This is a genomic window from Flammeovirga sp. MY04 (genome assembly GCF_001682195.2).
Lineage (GTDB): Bacteria > Bacteroidota > Bacteroidia > Cytophagales > Flammeovirgaceae > Flammeovirga > Flammeovirga yaeyamensis.
This window is the reverse complement of the sequence record NZ_CP003560.2, coordinates 524,994-542,095: the sequence shown is the minus strand read 5'-3', so window position 1 is coordinate 542,095 and position 17,102 is coordinate 524,994. Positions and strand designations below refer to the sequence as shown.

Below are 17,102 nucleotides of genomic sequence, written 5' to 3'. Positions count from 1 at the left end.
TGCAGATTACTAGAAAATAATTATATCACATATAAAAAATGGAAAATAAAGTAAGAGTACGTTTTGCACCAAGTCCTACCGGACCACTTCATATTGGTGGAGTGAGAACTGCATTATTTAATTACCTATTTGCCAAACACAACGGTGGCGATTTTCTTGTTCGTATTGAGGACACAGATCAGACTCGTTTTGTAGAAGGCGCTGAGGAATATATTAAGCAGAGTTTGGAATGGGCGGGCATCGTAGCTGATGAGGCTCCTTGGAAACCAGGGGAATGTGGTCCTTACAGACAATCTGAGCGTAAGGAGATTTACAGAGAATATGCCGAAAAATTAGTCCAGAACGACCTTGCTTATTATGCATTTGATACTCCAGAGGAATTAGAGGAAATGCGTGAGCGCTTAAAACAAGCTCGCGTAAATACCCCTCAGTACAATGCGATGACAAGAATGCAGATGACCAACTCTTTGACGCTTTCTGCTGAGGAAGTGAAACAAAGAATTGATAATGGTGATCCGTATGTTATCCGTTTGAAAGTTCCTAGAAAAGAGGAAATCAGATTAAACGATATGGTGAGAGGATGGGTTATGGTTCATTCTCATACTATTGATGATAAAATTTTGATGAAGTCGGACGGCATGCCAACTTACCACCTTGCCAATGTTGTTGATGACCACTTAATGGGCATTACTCACGTGATTAGAGGTGAAGAGTGGTTACCTTCTGCCCCACTTCACGTACTTTTATATAAATATTTAGGTTGGGAAGAAACAATGCCTCGTTTCGCTCACTTGCCATTATTATTGAAACCTGACGGTAACGGTAAGTTAAGTAAGAGAGATGGAGATAAAATGGGCTTTGCTGTATTCCCACTAGAGTGGAAAGATCCTGCAACAGGCGATATCTCTAGAGGTTTCAAACAAGACGGTTACTTAAATGATGCTTTCATTAACTTCTTGGCTTTCTTAGGTTGGAACCCTGGTGATGAGAGAGAGTTCTTCACTATGGAAGAATTGATCGAAGAGTTCACTATGGAAAGAGTGACTAAAGCAGGTACTAAATTCGACATCGATAAGGCAAAGTGGTACAACCAACAATACCTTAAAGAAAAAGCCGATGAAGAATTAGCGCAATACTTATTGGAAGACATGAAAGCTGACGGTGTAGCCTCTACTCCGGAGAAAGCTGCTCAAGTGGCCAATCAGTTAAAAGAGCGTGTGACTTTCCCTCACGAAATCTGGAGAGATGGTCGTTTCTTCTACGAAGTACCTTCTGAATACGACAAGAAGACGGTAAAGAAAAAATGGAAACCTGAAGGGGTCACTGTTTTGGAAGATTACGCAGCAACCATCGAAGGATTAGAAGAGTTTACTGCTGATATTGCTAAGGATACATTCACTGCAGTATTGGAGAAACACGAAATCAATTTAGGTAAAGTGATGCCTGCATTGAGAGTAGCGATCTCTGGTAAAGGTGGTGGTCCTGACTTAATGATTATGCAAGAGGTTCTTGGTGCTAAAGAAGTAGCGAACAGAATTAGAATTGCCATTGAGGAGATCAGCAAATTAAAAGAGAATAATTAAGCATTTACATATTGTGAGTAGTTGCATTTCAATATCAATGTATTGGGAAGTAACTATTGCAGCCTAAAATTTCATTGGAACAATGGAAGAAAACAAAAGCGAAAAAAGAATGGACTTTATTCGTGAGAAAATCAACGAAGAGTTAAAGTCTGACAAAAACGGAGGCAAACTATTATTCCGTTTCCCTCCTGAGCCAAATGGATATTTGCATATTGGTCACGCAAAGTCAATCTGTTTAAATTTCGGTTTATCACAGGAATTCGAAGGTGCAGGTACTAACCTTCGTTTCGATGATACCAACCCTGCCAAAGAAGATCAGGAATATGTAGATGCTATCAAAGAAGATATTCAATGGTTAGGTTTCAACTGGGAAGGTGAACCAAAATTTACTTCTGATTATTTCGATCAATTGTACGCATGGGCAGTTCAACTTATTAAGGAGGGCAAAGCGTATGTAGATGATCAAAAAGCAGATGTTATTGCTTCTCAAAAAGGAACTCCAACTACTCCTGGTACTGATTCTCCTTTTAGAAATAGATCGGTAGAAGAAAACTTGGAATTGTTTGAAGGTATGAAGGAAGGTAAATTCGAAGAAGGTTCTCGTGTTTTGAGAGCTAAGATCGATATGGCCAATCCTAACATGCACCTTCGTGATCCATTCTTGTACAGAATCATCAAGAAGTCTCACCATAGAACAGGTGATAAATGGTGTATTTACCCAATGTACGACTGGGCACATGGTCAGTCAGATTACATCGAGGGTATCACTAACTCACTTTGTACTACTGAATTTGAAGTGCATAGACCACTTTACAATTGGTTCTTAGATCAATTAGCAGATAAGGATCAAGTTCGTCCAGAACAAACTGAATTCTCTCGATTGAACCTGAATTATACAGTAATGTCTAAGAGAAAACTTCTTCAATTAGTAGAAGAAGGTGTAGTGAACGGATGGGATGATCCACGTATGCCTACAATTTCTGGTTTAAGAAGAAGAGGTTACACTCCTGCTTCTATCAGAAACTTTGCAGAAACGGTAGGTATCACTAAGCGTGACAACGTGATTGACGTATCTCTTCTTGAGTTTGCTGTTCGTGAAGACTTGAACAAAACTGCACCAAGAGTAATGGCTGTTCTTGATCCAATCAAATTAGTTATTGATAACTATGAGGAAGGTAAAACAGAATGGTTAGAAGCGGAAAACAACCCAGAAGACGAGAACTCTGGTTCACGTCAGGTTCCTTTCTCAAAAGAGTTATATATCGAAAGAGAAGACTTTAAAGAGTCAGCCAACCGTAAGTTCTTCCGTTTGACCATTGGTAAAGAGGTTCGTTTGAAGAATGCTTATATCATCAAAGGTGAGAGCTGTGTAAAAGATGCTGAGGGTAATATTACAGAAATTCACTGTACTTACGACCCACTTTCTAAATCAGGTTCAGGAACTGAAGAATCTCAACGTAAAGTGAAAGGTACTTTACACTGGGTATCTGCTGAACATGCGGTAGATGCTAAAGTGAACCTTTACGATCGTTTGTTCTCAGATGAAGCTCCTGATGCACGTAAAGATCCGGAAACAAAAGAGCCAATTGATTTCAAGACGTTCTTAAACCCTGAATCATTACAAGTGATCGAAGGATGTAAAGTAGAACCTTCTTTAAAAGAAAATAAAGCAGGTGATAACTTCCAATTCCAAAGATTGGGCTACTTTATTTTAGATCAGGAATCTACTCCAGACAATTTGATCTTTAACAAGACAGTTGGTTTAAGAGATTCTTGGGCAAAGAAAAAATAATAAAAAAATCCCTCTAAGAGGGATTATAAATATTATACAGAAGAGGCACTATTATTAGTGTCTCTTTTTTTCTCTATAAAAAAGTCTTTTGATACAGTAAAAGTAAATTTAGCTCCTCCCATATCGGAATTCGTGGCATGAATATCTCCTTTCAGATATTGAACAATCTTTTTACAATTCGATAAACCCAAACCGCTACCCGCATACACATCTGCATTATGTAATTTCACAAAAGGCTCAAAGATTTTATCAAAGCTTTTTTCGTGAATTCCTATGCCATTGTCCTCACATGTGAATTCCCAAAAATCACCTTTTTCGAAACCGGATATTTTTATTTCTAATGATTTGGTTTTGTCTCTAAACTTAATGGCATTTCCTATTAAGTTTAGAAAAATTCTATAGAGCCCAAAATAATAGGTCATTACTTTAGTAGGTGAGATATTTATTTCAATATTCGCTTTTGATTCATCTATCTCTGTCTTTAAATCTTCTTTGACGTTATCAAATACTTTATTGAGATCCACTTCTTCTAGTACACCTAGTTTTTTGGATTTACCATAGTCTAATACATCAATCACTAAATTATTTAATCGCTGAACTGCTTTATTAATCACCTCAATTTCTGGCCCATTTAAATCCCCTTTAGAAATGCTAAAATCAATCAACTGAGCTACATTATTGATAGGTGACTTAATATCATGAGATGCAGAATAAACAAAATCTTCAATTTCTTGATTCTTTTTCTGAAGTTCATTTTTAGTGTTCTGTAATTCAACGATATCAGTAATATCAACAAATGAACCTATTATAGATTCTAGTTCACCTTTGTCATCATACTCAAAATTAGAATCACGAGACCTCAACCATTTATATCCATCAGATTTTGATTTAAATCGATAATCAACTACAAAAGATTCTTTGGATGTAGCATCAATTAATTTCTGCCAGTGATTCATCACTTTTTCACGATCGTCAGGATGAATATGATTAATGAACTTCCTACCGGACATATTTTTAAATTCTTCATTTTTGAAACCTAAAATATCTTTACATCTTTCATTACTGTACAAATTTTTAGATTTTCTCACATTAAAAATATAGATTCCTGCAAGATTATTCTGACTGATTTTTTCGACGAACTTACTTTTATGAGCTAAAGCAGCTTTATTATAGTAATCATCGCTTATATTTCTTGTAATAAGATTGTAACGAAAAACCTTATTGTCTTTTATTACAGGTGTTACAGTTGTATCAAAATACATTTTCCCTAATGGGGAATCATAATCAACCACATACCTTGTGCCTTCCTTTGTTTTCCTCACTAATTTTAATGCTTCCTCTACAATTTTCATGGATGCATCGTTGGGAAGATAGTTTAGAATACTTGTTCCAATAACCTCTTCTTTTACAAGACCTGGAGCAACATGGTTGATATATAAAATATTTAAATTCTCGTCTAATTGAAATAAATGATCGATGTTATGCTCAATGAGAGATAAATACATCTCCATCTTCATCAATTCCTCATTCTTAAGAGGATTTAAATGATTGATAGGAATAAATGTGTACTTAAAATACTCTTTCTCAAAAATAGTTTTGGTAATTAATACCTCCACATTTTTTCCATTACCATTAATAATTGTGATCGTTTGATTATCCTTTATGGTAATTTCTTTTTGATTGTTTTGAGCATCAACTAGAAAATTAGGTATTAGGGTTTTAAGTTCATCCCCTAAAATGCTTGATGAATAATTGAATTCCTGATAAAATGACTGATTACAAAAAGTTATAGCTGATTTTTTATCAGTAAGAAGAGTAGATTCTAAGAAATTGTTTAATATATTGAATTCCACAGTTAATTGTTAAATACATTTGAGTAGTCACAGTAAACTAGTAAAATAATTGTAAAATTCCAATTTTAATTCACTGATCTATAGACCATAAAAGACTGAAATCTCTCCCCAACCAAACAGATTTCTATTTTTAAAACTATCATTCTCCACTACTCTATAGTACCTAAACATGCATCTTTTGATATTGAAATTAAATCCATACACCCAGTTCAATATTAAAGGCTGAATTTCATGACTTTTTAAAACATAAGGACTTGATTCAAATTGTATTAGGGATCCTTGTGCAGTACCATCATAGGCTAAACCTCCAATATGAAATTCTGTAAAGAAATAGATTTGTTTTACCTCATTCAAGCTAGGTAAAAGACGATCAAAAGTATTCCCTAACTTTCTTTTGCTCATTAACTTTTTCCTTGCCTTACTCATATTCTCACTAGTTTTTAAGTAAGGGGGGTTCTTTTGCCTTACGCCCTCTTTTGAGTAATAGGTGTCGTTAAATTTACCGAATCTAAATTTCAATCCTGTAAGTGCATAGTTATAGATGGTACCAACATGTATTTTTGCAAAAGCACTTGTTTCATATAGATTACCCACAAAAGGAAGCATTTTATGAACTGTCACATCATAATCAAGAATTAAACCATTACCAATTTGGTTATGCCATCCCTCAAAATCCTTATTTTCTAAAAATAAACTATGCATAAAATTTTGAGTTTCCCCACCAAAAGCAGCAGGTCCTTGAACTCCAAAATATAGATTTGATTCCACTCTTAAAGTTTTCCAATAATTAGAGGTCACCTTTTTATAAGTAGCATATAATAGCCCTGCATAAGGTCGATCTGTAGAGTCTACTTCTGTTTTTGTAGCATCTTCTGGAGTATGCATATCCTGACCAATTCCTAAACTGAATTCTTTCTGTGTTGCATTTTTAAGTCCAACCAAAAGTTTGTCCATCAGTTTATTATTAAAATGATGACTCGACCAAGTTAGATGTATTCCGTTGGTGAAGTTTCTATCGGATTGCATCCAATATTGATAAAAATCGTTTTGGGATGAAATTGAAATAAATTCACTTTGATCTTTATGAAGAGAGTCGACTTGAGCAGATACCTGTTGGTAAAAACAGACGCTCAAGACAAAAACAAAAACTAAACGCATTCTTTTTTGATGATCAATATCACTTTAATTAATACTTATTAGTTTCTCCTTAACAAGCATTACACATAATTTATTATCAATTTAGCAAATACCTACGTTATTTGTATTATCACTGTTGAATACAAAAACAACTATCATTATGGAAGATAAAGATTCGAGGACGGTGGTTGATTCGTTATTATCAAAAATTAATGACAATATTGAATCAAGCAAAGAGTTAGAAAATAGTATCAAAAAGGTGACAAGAAAAAAGGAACTTCTTGAAACTAAGCTTACTGCATTAAGGCTTTTGATACAGAGACACCATGCTCAGAAATAAATTTTAAATAATTCACAAACAAAAATTAAACTATTACATTATTCCCTGAATAAGAACTAAATTAGCTGAAATTTTTTCAGCTTATGATACAAATAATAATTATGTTGTTGGTCCCACTTATGCTAATTCTCGGGACTAAGAAATTTCCACTATTAGAGAAGATTGGTACGGTTATCATTGCTTATGCTATAGGAATCCTTTGGGGAAATAGCGGATTACCACTTCACGAAAACAATTCAAAAACATTAATAGAAGTTGCTGTTCCATTATCTATTGGATTAATCTTAATTTCATCAAATATTTTATTGTGGCTGAAAGAAGCTAGAACTACTATATTATCCTTTATATTTTGTACCCTTGGGATCACCTCGGGAGCAATAATAGCCTTTTTTCTTTTTCAAAATCAGATTGATGACACCCATATTATTTCTGGGATGTCTATTGGTTTATATACCGGAGGTACACCCAATATGTCAGCCATCGGGGTAGCCTTAAAAGCTGATGAAGATAGCTTTATCCTAATGAATACAGCAGACATGCTGCTTGGTGGTATTTGGATGCTTTTTCTAATAAGCATTGCTCAAAAAATATTCGGGAAATTTTTACCCTCATTTTCTTCGGATCAGTTAAAAAATAATCAGATAGCAAATAATGTAGCTTATACTCATCCTAAACTTTTAAGTATTCTAAAAGCATTAGGTGTGGTGGTCTTGAACCTTGGCGTTTGTGTAGGTATTTCCATACTTCTTTTCGATAAAATGGATGAGATCTTCATTATACTTGGGGTAACAACATTATGTCTATTAGCATCAAATATTAGAAGCATAAGAACTATTGAAGGGAGCTATATAGTAGGTGAATATTTTATTTTACTGTTTTGTTTAGGGTTAGGTAGTTTATCTAATTTCAATCAACTTATCGAAAGTGGAGGGAGTTTCTTGGCTTTTACATTTACAGTAATGAGTATTGGTATAACAATACACTTTATTCTCTCTAAACTTTTCAAAATAGATACAGATACCTTTCTAGTAACATCGACTGCTTGCTTGTATGGACCTGCTTTTGTCGGACCTATTGCCAAAGCCTTAAATAATAAACATGTTGTTGTTTCTGGAATGACAGCGGGCGCTTTAGGGTACGCTATTGCGAACTACTGGGGAATTTTTATTGCAGAGATACTTAAGAACTTATTTTAGCTCTTTAGCTTTACATATTTTCTCAAATTAATGATGGCTACAAATTTAGGTTTGTGGCCATTATTATTTTTTCATAGTTATAAAAAAACATTTGCTGATTACATATGTTTGTTACATATTGCAACATAATTTGTTTAAACATCTATTATCAATACAACTATGAGTATTATAGAATCCCTGAACTGGCGCTATGCCACAAAAAAATTCGACCCAACTAAAAAATTAGATGAGGCTACTGTAAACACAATCCTAGAAGCTGGTAATCTTAGTGCTTCTTCTTATGGACTTCAGCCTTGGAAAATTATTGTTGTTAAAAACGAAGAAATCAGACAACAACTAGTAGAACACTCTTGGGGGCAACAACAAGTAGTTGATGCTTCTCACCTTTTGGTTATTGCTCGCCATAGTGCAATTGCTGAAAGCGATGTACAAGCATTTATCGAAAATATTTCTGAAACAAGAGGAATTCCTCAAGAAGCATTGGCTGAATACAAAGGAATGATGACTAATACAGTCAACAACCTAAGTGATCAGGATAAAGATGTGTGGGTTGGTAAACAAGCTTACATTGTCTTGGGTAATTTACTTGCTGTATGTGCAGAACTTAAAGTGGATAGCACTCCAATGGAAGGTTTTGTTCCAGATAAATATGACGAAATCTTAGGTTTGGATAAGTTAGGTTTAAAATCTACCGTTTTACTTCCAATAGGTTTTAGAGCTGAAGACGATGATTACCAACAACTTAAAAAGGTAAGAAAATCGTTATCAGATAGCGTATTATATATTTAATATAAATATTACCATAACATTGAATCCCAAGGGTAAATCCTTGGGATTTTTTTATTTCATAAATCAATGACTTTCTGATAGATAATAGTTATATTCGTGTTAATAACCCATTGATGTAAAAACATCGAACATAAGATTCTTTTTAACCCAGAAACCTATTTACAATTAGGTTGATATTGCACAAATAATGAAAAAACTATCACTATTTTACCTATTGTTTTGTTTATTACTGTACCCAAAAATATCTAAATCCCAAAGCCTTGATCTCGGTATTGGTGGAAGTGGTTTTATACCAACAGGAACTCTAGCACAAAACATCAGCAGCAATTATAGTTGCGGTCTTGCATTAGATTTACATTACAGCTTTCCTAAGAGTTCTTTTACAGTAGGAGTAAACTTTGATTATATCCTCACCGATCAAAAAGCTTTATACAACCTACCCAGAGTAAAAGAATATAAATCGGTTTCTAATATTTATAATTTGAATTTTTTATTTAGAGTATCTTCTAAAAAAGGTCTCCTTCGTCCATATGCGGATGCACTTTTAGGAATTCGAGGAGCACATACCAAGGGAAATTTCAATTTCGATTCATTCTTTAATCATAGTGATAAACATGAGAATATTAAGATGAATAATGAAATATTTCTAGGGTATGGAATTGGAGGTGGAATAGGTGTTTATCCCAATCAAAATTTTGGTATTCTTATCGGTTGTAATTACATGGGGTCTTCTGATTTACCTTATATCAATGAAGAAAATATAACGACTAGAAGTAATTCAGGGTGGGATAAGTTGTTGCAAGAAGGATTTGATAGTTATGCTCAAACTATACAAGCCAGTTATTTTAACCCTTATGTAAAGCTAAATTTTACTATTATAAATTAGTTTTAGAGGACGTTGTAACCCAACGTCCTCTAAAACTAATTTATTCTTCCAATAATTCTGTGATAATTATTGGATTATTTTCTAATGTTCTATGTACAGGACATTTGTTAGCAATCTCTAAAAGTCGTTGTCTTTGTTCTTCCGTTAAATCACCTTTTACCTGAATATGACGGTAGAGTTTATCCAATTTAGCCGTTCTCTTATTGGTCTCATTGGCGTCTTTAAGGTATTCTCTTTCATGATTTAAATGTACATCCACTTCATCAAGAGGCCATTTTTTATGGTTGGCATACATTCTTAGCGTCATTGCTGTGCAGGCTCCTAATCCTGCCAATAAAAACTGATATGGATTAGGACCTAAATCTTTCCCTCCATCTTCAATTGGTTCATCAGCAATTTGATGATGCTTTCCTGCTTTAATTTCTGTAATATATTTCGTCGTTCCAATTCTTACAGCAGTTTGGTATTGAGTTTCCAATGGATTTTCCCTCTGCATTTCAATATATCTTTCTGCCCAGCTGCCAATCATTTTACCAACATAATCGGCGTTATCATCATTCGTTAAAAAGTGATTTGCTTTATCTAAAGTGATAAAACTCTTTGGGTGAAAAGACTGCTGATAAATTGTTTCGGCATTATTGATATGAATCAGATCATCAAAAGGTGAGTGGAAAATTAGTATTGGCTTCTTAAGCTGCTTGATATCTTCCTGATATTTATCAGATAATAATTGATCTTGAAGTTGCTTGTCAAGTTTTAATTTATGATCACCCAATTCAAACTTAGAGTAATACTTCAACTTTTTAAATCTCCCCGACAATTGCTCCTTATCCACAATTCCTGAAATAGATACAATCCCCTCTAAATTATGTATTTCTTTTGCTGCAATCAGACAAGCTGATGCCGCTATTGAATGTCCGATCAATAATTTAGGAGCAGCATAATTCTTTATTAGATATTCTGTTGCATCAATAATATCATTAGAAGAAGCTATGTATTTAGCATCCTGTGCAGTTTCCCCAGTAAAATCTAAAGCTAAAATGCCAAACCCTTTTTGATTTAGGCCTCTAATTACTGCCTGTGATGCAAAATTTTGCCCCGAAAGTGCATAGCAGTGTACAAACAATGCAAATGCTAACGGCTTTTCATCTGCAGGTAAAAACAATTGAGCATGAAGTGATCCTTCAGATCTATTTTTAAAATTGATTATTGTGGCTGACATGGATAATAAGTTTATATATGTATTGCAAATATAGACAATAACTTGGCTTATTCTCTACTCCTTTATCAAAGAGGTATAGCTATGGTTTCCTCCAATGATATGATTTAGGTTTTGTAAAAACACGGATTCCTTGAGTTGATAATGTGGCACCAACTCCCGAATTTCCCCTACCGGACCAAGGAACATTAGGACTCACACGATCACAGCAATTCCAATACACGGTTCCTGTGTTCATTTTATCTAAAATTTGATAAGCTCTCTCTTTATCCGAAGAAAATACTGCAGCTGTTAATCCATAATTAGTATCTGACATTAAAGAAAAAGCTTCTTCATCGTCCATCACTTTTTGAATACCTATGATTGGTCCGAAAGACTCTTCCGTCATAATATTCATACTATGGTTGACGTCCTTAAAAACGGTGGGTTCAAAATAAAAACCATCTCCTGTTATTCTATGTCCCCCAATCAATAAAGAAGCACCTTTTTCTAAAGCATCATGTACTTGATCTTTTAAAAAGTACAATTGATTCTTTCTCGTTAATGGACCAATAAAAGTATCTTTTTCATGTGGATCTCCTATCTTATAAGAACGAACTTCTTCGACTAAAGCTTTAGTAAATGCTTCATATATTTTTTCGTGAACATAAATCCGTTCTACGGCACAACAACTCTGTCCATTGTTATAAAAAGCACCTTCTGCAGCATTGATTGCAGCTTGCTTTATGTCTTTCACATCTTCCATCACATAAAGGGGATCTTTTCCTCCTAATTCCAATTGTATGGGTACTAGTTTCTGAAAAGTTTTATAAGCAACATGCAATCCCACTTTATGAGAACCTGTGAAGAAATATCCATTTAAATCGTTTTGTAATAAAAACTCTCCCACTTGAGGTCCTCCTACCATACAGTGAAAAACGTCTTCGGGCAATCCTGCTTCATACAATAGTTCTTGAAATTTCAATCCGGTTAAGGTTGCATGTTCAGAAGGTTTATAGGCTACTGAATTTCCTGCTACCAATGCGTATAAAAATACATTATATCCTACATTATAAGGAAAGTTCCATGCGGATATATTGGCGATTACCCCTAAAGGTTCGTACACTATTTTTTCGTAAGTACCTTCTAAATTGGGCACCACTTCTTCTTTTAATGTCGTTAATGCATGGGCTTTAAGGTGTTCTATTCTATTATTCGCTCCTCTTATTTCATTATAAGATTGAGTGATAGGCTTACCTGTCTCATCCGTTAATATATTGGCGAGTTCATCGATATTTTCCATCACTAACTCACCAAATTTTACAATTACATCTAAACGACTTTCTACGCTTTGTTCCCTCCAACTTTTCTGTCCAATTCTTAAGTGATCCAATTTATCGGATAAAACATTTCGACTATCTTCTTCAAGCGTTGTCAACACCATTCCATTAGAAGGGCTTATTATATCCATTTTACTCATAATGCTTGATGTATAAATAATTGAATTAATGGGTTTGCATTTATAACTAGTTGATCTAATGTTTTCGAAAATTCAGGGTGCCATTGCACCCCCATCACCTTTGTATCTTTAAAATTTTTGTGGCCAAATGCTTCGATTAAACCATCTTCAGAAGTGGCCCAAATTTCAAGTTGGCTGGATAAGTCTTTTATGGCTTGGTGATGTACTGAGTTTACAAAAACATCTTGATCAAAAGGATAAATTTCATAAAGTGGGGTGGCTTTATGAATACTTATTTTATGATTCACTTTATCATATAATTCTGCAGATCGATGTTGTAATGATTGTGTGCGTTGAGTAATGGTGTCTTGGTATAATGTACCGCCATAATACACATTCAGTAATTGAAACCCTCTGCAAATTCCTAAAATCGGAAGATTCCGTTTTATGGCTTCCTCAATAATAAATAACTCATACTCATCTCGGTAAGCATCACCTAGCCATTTCCCTATTGGCTTTTCCCCATACATTTCTGGGGCAACATCTACTCCACCTTGCAAAACTACACCTTGCAATTCGTCTAATATCCTTTTCAGCTTTTCCTTATTGATATCAGGTAATAAGATAGGTAAAACTCCATTTTGGGACACATACTCCATCATATCATTTTCAACATAAGATAAGCTTTTAGGTCCGAAGGTAGACCTTGATATATCCGGATACATAAAACATGAAGAGATGCCTATTTTAATCATAATCCAACGCTTTTTTGTAGATGTCTCTAAAATCTTCTTCACTCACTACTTTGGGATTACATGGAAGACAAAAGTCTTGGACTGCTAATTTTGATAGCTTATCAATATGATCTTCTGTTACACCTTGTGAAGAAAGGTTGCTGGGCAAGTTCAATTGTTGATTAAAAACATGCATAGAATCCACTAGATTTTTACCTTGATTTGGTCCTAGGTTCATAGTGTAAGCCATTATGTTATACTTTTCTTCAAAGCCAGATTGATTGAACTCCAAACCGAAGGGCAAACAGATTGCATTAGCTAGTCCATGATGCATATCCAATAAACTTGATAAAGGGTGAGCTAAACTGTGCACCATTCCTAATCCTTTTTGAAAAGCAACAGCCCCCATTAAAGAGCCAATCATCATTTTAGATCTAGAGAATAAATCTGGAGCATTTGTGGCTGTGACAATAGAAGTGGCAATTAGTTTCATTCCTTGCAGAGCGATTCCATCACACATAGGATTAAATCCTTTCGATAGATAGGCTTCAATATTATGTGTGAGTGCATCCATTCCAGTAGCTGCAGTGATAAAAGGGGGCAAATCTAGTGTTAAGGATGGGTCTGCAAAAACAATTTTGGCTAATAATTTAGGTGAAAATAGAATCTTCTTTTGTTTGGTTTCATCATCAGATATGATGGCCGACCTCCCCACTTCACTTCCTGTTCCTGAGGTCGTGGGGACTGTAACGAATAAGGGTACTTCTTCAGTCACATATTTATCTCCACCAATCAAATCATCATAATCAAATAAATCTCTATGGTGATTAATGCTTAAAGCGATCGCTCTTGCCACATCCATGGCAACACCTCCACCAATACCGATTATTGCATCGCACCCTTCTTCTCTATACATCTCCTTACCACCCAAAACATCTGATTTCACAGGATTTTTATGCATTTTATCGTATACCGTCACCTTTAAATGAGACTGTTCTAATTGCTCGATAATTTTTTTAAAGAAGGGTAATTGATGTACAGTAGCATCTGTAACCAGCATAGGGTGTCTGCAATCTTCTTCTTTTAAATAGGGACATAATTCTTGAATGACACCTACTCCAAATCTGATTTTTGTAGGGAAATTATAGGTATATTTTTGATGTATATTAAGCATAATTAAATGATTTCAAAGTAGCGCTTTGTTTCCCAATCGGTCACCTCGTTCATAAAACGTTTCCACTCCCATTCTCTCGATAAACAGAAATGTTCTACAAAGTCAGCTCCAAAGAACGATTGAGCCAATTCGGAATTTTTCATATTTTGAGTCGCTTCCCATAGGTTTGTCGGCAGCGTGCCATTTTCTTTGTTTTTATAACCATTTCCTATTGTCTGAGGGACATCCAATGTTAGATTGTTTTCAATACCATAAAGACCTGCAGCCAAACACGCAGACATTGCTAAATAAGGATTCACATCAGAACCCACTACTCTCGTTTCTAAGCGGGATGATTTTTCGCCATAGGGTAATGCTCTCAAAGCAGTAGTTCTATTATCTACTGCCCAAGTTAAGGTGGTGGGCGCCCAAGCCCCTTCTACTAATCTTTTATAACTGTTTATAGTTGGAGCCAACATAGGTAAAATATAGGGTAAACAATGAAGTTGACCAGCAATGTAAGATTGCATGGTTTTAGAAATGCAATCCGCTTCATTTACATCAAAGAATAAGTTCTTTTCTCCATGTTTATCCCATAAACTTTGATGAATATGACCGCTACAACCTGGTAATTCCATATTCTGCTTCGCCATGAAACTAGCTATTATTCCATGTTTATAACCTATTTCCTTAACGGCTGATTTAAACAATGTAGCACGATCAGCAGCCAATACAATATCAGAATATTGAATTGCGGCTTCAAAAACTCCTGGACCAGTTTCAGTATGTAACCCTTCCAAAGGAATGTTAAACTCCTCAAGCAGATCAAAAAGATCATGGAAGAAATCGCTATTCTCTGAAGATCTTAATATCGAATAACCAAACATCCCTTCTGTTAGAGGAGTTATCTTTCTAAAGTCTTTATGATGTAACTCCGAACTCGTTTGCCTATAATTAAACCATTCAAATTCTTGAGAAAATAGAGGAGTAAATCCCATCTCCTCTGCCTTAGACCTCACTCTTTTTAAAAGTGCACGGGGTCCAACAGTGGTATCATCATTATTATCTTTACTAAAATCAGCGATAAAAAAAGGAAGATCATCTTCCCAGGGAATTTGTCTAAATGTGGATGTATCTATTCTAGCAGGCATATCGGGGTACCCTGTGTGCCAACCTGTGACTTTCACATTGTCGTAAGATTCATCCACCATATCCCAACCAAAGATTACATCACAAAACCCGAATCCTTTATCAAGGGAAGAAATAAATTTTTTAATGTGCATGTATTTGCCTCTCAATACTCCATCGATATCGACAATAGCTACCTTAATTTTATTATGCCTGCTATCCTCCAGCAAGTCAATAATCTCTTGTTTTGTCATTTATGGTTAGTTTTTGGGTGAATTAGCGAAACAAAGGTGACCAATAGAAATTAGCACCTCTGATTGTTTATGTATATAAATTAAGAAGAAATTACAGAAAAAAAAAGAGGAAGACATATAACAGTTATTGCCTTCCTCTTTCATTCATAGTGAATGATTTAGCTATTTTCTTTTTCTTCAAAAAGAGCCTCTAAATATTCTACTGCTCGACGTAAATGTGGAATCACAATTGTACCCCCTACTACATTTCCAACAGCCATTCCTTCTACTATCTGCTCTTTGGTGTATCCCAACTCCACACATTTCTCTAAGTGATACTTAACACAATCATCGCATCTTAAAACCAATGAAGTGGTTAGGCCAATCATTTCTTTTGTTTTCGCATCTAATGCACCTTCGTTATATGTGATTGTATCTAAGCTGTAGATACGTTTAACCACTTTATCAGCATTATCAATTACTTTTTGATTCTGTGCTGATCTTCTATCTCTATATTCTTTTAATAAATCCATTAGTTTAATATTCTTAGGTGAAAATCGATCATCTCTTTTAAAACTTTATCATCTTGATAAATTCGGCGACTAATATTTATTCCATTCCAAAAATTGATAAGGTACTTTCCAATATCTTCCGCGGTGCCTAAACCAGAAAAACTTCCATTGTCTTTGGCTTTTTGAATGTAGGTAACAAATAATCCCTCTAGCTGCTTGATATACCTACCAGCAATATCTACTATATCTTTTTGCTGACCTGCAAACTCCATGATTGTATTTCCTAGAATACAACCTTTACAATTTTGTTCAGGAGAAGCATTCAATACACCATAAAATAAAGATTTTATCACTTCAATAGGTGCATCGGATGCAGCTAAATTGCTTTCTAAATTTTGTAATGCTTTTTCTTCTAAATACTTCAACCCTTCAATAAATAATTCTTTCTTTGAGTTAAACTCATTGTATAAGCTGCCTTTATTTAATTGGACCACCTCTAGTAACTCGGCAGTACTTGTATTTTCATATCCTTTCTCCCAAAAAAGAAGAATAGATTTTTCTAAAACCTGTTCGCGGTTAAATAGTTTAGGTCTACCAGCCATAGAATTCTTTTTTTTTGCAAATAAAAATATTTTTGACTGAACTGTCAAAATTAAACCAAAAAAAAAGACCATATCGGTCTTAAGATTCTTGATGATGATTTACAGTTTGACTGTAGTTATAAATCTTGAAAGGAAGTATAAAACATATTGTGATCAGAATACCTTGCAAGATCAGTATTGATGAGTTCTGAAAGTGTGCTTGAGGTATTATTGAATAAGACAAGAAAACTAAGCTGCTTAAGCAGATTATTAATACAATGTAATATAAAGTTACCTTTTTCATTATCTAGTTTTATTAAGTCAAGTATAGCCTCACCGTTTCTATCTAATATACAATATAAATCTAAGATAGTCCCTACTTACATAAGAAGTAAGTTGCATTTCAAAATTAAAACAAAATATTCCTCATGTATAATCATTTGATTATTAAGCATTAACATCCTTGTCCTTTACTAATTCCTTTAAATACCTACCTAATGGAACGAATTTAATATGTTAATTTAAGTT

15 protein-coding genes are annotated in these 17,102 nt (G+C 34.5%); 6 read left to right on the top strand and 9 right to left on the bottom strand.

Annotated elements, in window-relative coordinates:
• The first annotated feature begins 38 nt into the window (after window positions 1–38).
• Together gltX and MY04_RS02235 are read left to right on the top strand one after the other, a co-directional pair.
• Window positions 39–1,583: a glutamate--tRNA ligase gene (gene gltX, locus MY04_RS02240; protein WP_066205703.1), complete on the top strand. Its 1,545-nt coding sequence runs from the start codon at window positions 39–41 to the stop codon at window positions 1,581–1,583.
• 82 nt (window positions 1,584–1,665) lie between these two features.
• A complete protein-coding gene (locus MY04_RS02235; protein WP_066205701.1) occupies window positions 1,666–3,375 on the top strand; it encodes a glutamine--tRNA ligase/YqeY domain fusion protein in 1,710 nt (569 codons plus the stop codon).
• Window positions 3,376–3,407: 32 nt separating this feature from the next.
• On the opposite strand, the gene MY04_RS02230 is transcribed toward MY04_RS02235, so the two are convergent.
• Together MY04_RS02230 and MY04_RS02225 are read right to left on the bottom strand one after the other, a co-directional pair.
• Window positions 3,408–5,228, bottom strand: a complete 1,821-nt coding sequence (locus MY04_RS02230; RefSeq protein ID WP_066205699.1) for an ATP-binding protein — start codon at window positions 5,226–5,228, stop codon at window positions 3,408–3,410.
• A 78-nt stretch (window positions 5,229–5,306) separates the two neighbouring features.
• Window positions 5,307–6,386: a lipid A-modifier LpxR family protein gene (locus tag MY04_RS02225; protein ID WP_066205695.1), complete on the bottom strand. Its 1,080-nt coding sequence runs from the start codon at window positions 6,384–6,386 to the stop codon at window positions 5,307–5,309.
• Window positions 6,387–6,525: 139 nt separating this feature from the next.
• On the opposite strand from MY04_RS02225, the gene MY04_RS02220 reads away from it, so the two are divergent.
• The 4 genes from MY04_RS02220 (at window position 6,526) to MY04_RS02205 (ending at window position 9,576) form a co-directional block, all read left to right on the top strand.
• Window positions 6,526–6,705: a hypothetical protein gene (locus MY04_RS02220; protein WP_066205692.1), complete on the top strand. Its 180-nt coding sequence runs from the start codon at window positions 6,526–6,528 to the stop codon at window positions 6,703–6,705.
• 83 nt (window positions 6,706–6,788) lie between these two features.
• Window positions 6,789–7,901, top strand: a complete 1,113-nt coding sequence (locus MY04_RS02215; RefSeq protein WP_066205690.1) for a DUF819 family protein — start codon at window positions 6,789–6,791, stop codon at window positions 7,899–7,901.
• A 159-nt stretch (window positions 7,902–8,060) separates the two neighbouring features.
• On the top strand, window positions 8,061–8,690 hold the full coding sequence (locus MY04_RS02210; protein ID WP_066205685.1) for an NAD(P)H-dependent oxidoreductase: 630 nt from the start codon (window positions 8,061–8,063) through the stop codon (window positions 8,688–8,690).
• Window positions 8,691–8,877: 187 nt separating this feature from the next.
• Window positions 8,878–9,576 carry a hypothetical protein gene (locus MY04_RS02205; RefSeq protein WP_066205682.1) on the top strand — a complete coding sequence of 233 codons (699 nt, stop codon included), beginning with the start codon at window positions 8,878–8,880 and terminating at the stop codon, window positions 9,574–9,576.
• A gap of 40 nt (window positions 9,577–9,616) precedes the next feature.
• On the opposite strand, the gene MY04_RS02200 is transcribed toward MY04_RS02205, so the two are convergent.
• The 7 genes from MY04_RS02200 to MY04_RS02170 form a co-directional block, all read right to left on the bottom strand.
• Window positions 9,617–10,798 carry a bifunctional alpha/beta hydrolase/OsmC family protein gene (locus tag MY04_RS02200; RefSeq protein ID WP_066205679.1) on the bottom strand — a complete coding sequence of 394 codons (1,182 nt, stop codon included), beginning with the start codon at window positions 10,796–10,798 and terminating at the stop codon, window positions 9,617–9,619.
• Between the two features lie 79 nt (window positions 10,799–10,877).
• On the bottom strand, window positions 10,878–12,245 hold the full coding sequence (locus MY04_RS02195; RefSeq protein ID WP_066212961.1) for an aldehyde dehydrogenase family protein: 1,368 nt from the start codon (window positions 12,243–12,245) through the stop codon (window positions 10,878–10,880).
• Window positions 12,246–12,250: 5 nt separating this feature from the next.
• Window positions 12,251–12,988 (bottom strand): gamma-glutamyl-gamma-aminobutyrate hydrolase family protein, encoded by a 738-nt coding sequence (locus MY04_RS02190; RefSeq protein WP_066205676.1) that lies wholly within the window; start codon window positions 12,986–12,988, stop codon window positions 12,251–12,253.
• Window positions 12,981–14,141, bottom strand: a complete 1,161-nt coding sequence (locus MY04_RS02185) for an iron-containing alcohol dehydrogenase (protein ID WP_066205673.1) — start codon at window positions 14,139–14,141, stop codon at window positions 12,981–12,983. Before MY04_RS02185 ends, MY04_RS02190 begins: the two co-directional genes overlap by 8 nt.
• Before the next feature lie 2 nt (window positions 14,142–14,143).
• Window positions 14,144–15,502 carry a glutamine synthetase family protein gene (locus tag MY04_RS02180; protein ID WP_066205670.1) on the bottom strand — a complete coding sequence of 453 codons (1,359 nt, stop codon included), beginning with the start codon at window positions 15,500–15,502 and terminating at the stop codon, window positions 14,144–14,146.
• 158 nt (window positions 15,503–15,660) lie between these two features.
• Window positions 15,661–16,014 (bottom strand): carboxymuconolactone decarboxylase family protein, encoded by a 354-nt coding sequence (locus MY04_RS02175; protein WP_066205668.1) that lies wholly within the window; start codon window positions 16,012–16,014, stop codon window positions 15,661–15,663.
• Entirely contained in the window at window positions 16,014–16,595 is a 582-nt protein-coding gene (locus MY04_RS02170; RefSeq protein ID WP_066212958.1) for a TetR/AcrR family transcriptional regulator, read from the bottom strand. Before MY04_RS02170 ends, MY04_RS02175 begins: the two co-directional genes overlap by 1 nt.
• Window positions 16,596–17,102: the final 507 nt, after the last annotated feature.

Excerpts from the sequence above, each read along its gene's own strand:
- gltX (WP_066205703.1), top strand. The coding sequence starts at position 39 with ATGGAAAATAAAGTAAGAGTACGTTTTGCACCAAGTCCTACCGGACCA.
- MY04_RS02235 (WP_066205701.1), top strand. The coding sequence starts at position 1,666 with ATGGAAGAAAACAAAAGCGAAAAAAGAATGGACTTTATTCGTGAGAAA.
- MY04_RS02225 (WP_066205695.1), bottom strand. The coding sequence starts at position 6,386 with ATGCGTTTAGTTTTTGTTTTTGTCTTGAGCGTCTGTTTTTACCAACAG.
- MY04_RS02220 (WP_066205692.1), top strand. The coding sequence starts at position 6,526 with ATGGAAGATAAAGATTCGAGGACGGTGGTTGATTCGTTATTATCAAAA.
- MY04_RS02215 (WP_066205690.1), top strand. The coding sequence starts at position 6,789 with ATGATACAAATAATAATTATGTTGTTGGTCCCACTTATGCTAATTCTC.
- MY04_RS02210 (WP_066205685.1), top strand. The coding sequence starts at position 8,061 with ATGAGTATTATAGAATCCCTGAACTGGCGCTATGCCACAAAAAAATTC.
- MY04_RS02205 (WP_066205682.1), top strand. The coding sequence starts at position 8,878 with ATGAAAAAACTATCACTATTTTACCTATTGTTTTGTTTATTACTGTAC.
- MY04_RS02200 (WP_066205679.1), bottom strand. The coding sequence starts at position 10,798 with ATGTCAGCCACAATAATCAATTTTAAAAATAGATCTGAAGGATCACTT.
- MY04_RS02195 (WP_066212961.1), bottom strand. The coding sequence starts at position 12,245 with ATGGATATAATAAGCCCTTCTAATGGAATGGTGTTGACAACGCTTGAA.
- MY04_RS02190 (WP_066205676.1), bottom strand. The coding sequence starts at position 12,988 with ATGATTAAAATAGGCATCTCTTCATGTTTTATGTATCCGGATATATCA.
- MY04_RS02185 (WP_066205673.1), bottom strand. The coding sequence starts at position 14,141 with ATGCTTAATATACATCAAAAATATACCTATAATTTCCCTACAAAAATC.
- MY04_RS02180 (WP_066205670.1), bottom strand. The coding sequence starts at position 15,502 with ATGACAAAACAAGAGATTATTGACTTGCTGGAGGATAGCAGGCATAAT.
- MY04_RS02175 (WP_066205668.1), bottom strand. The coding sequence starts at position 16,014 with ATGGATTTATTAAAAGAATATAGAGATAGAAGATCAGCACAGAATCAA.
- MY04_RS02170 (WP_066212958.1), bottom strand. The coding sequence starts at position 16,595 with ATGGCTGGTAGACCTAAACTATTTAACCGCGAACAGGTTTTAGAAAAA.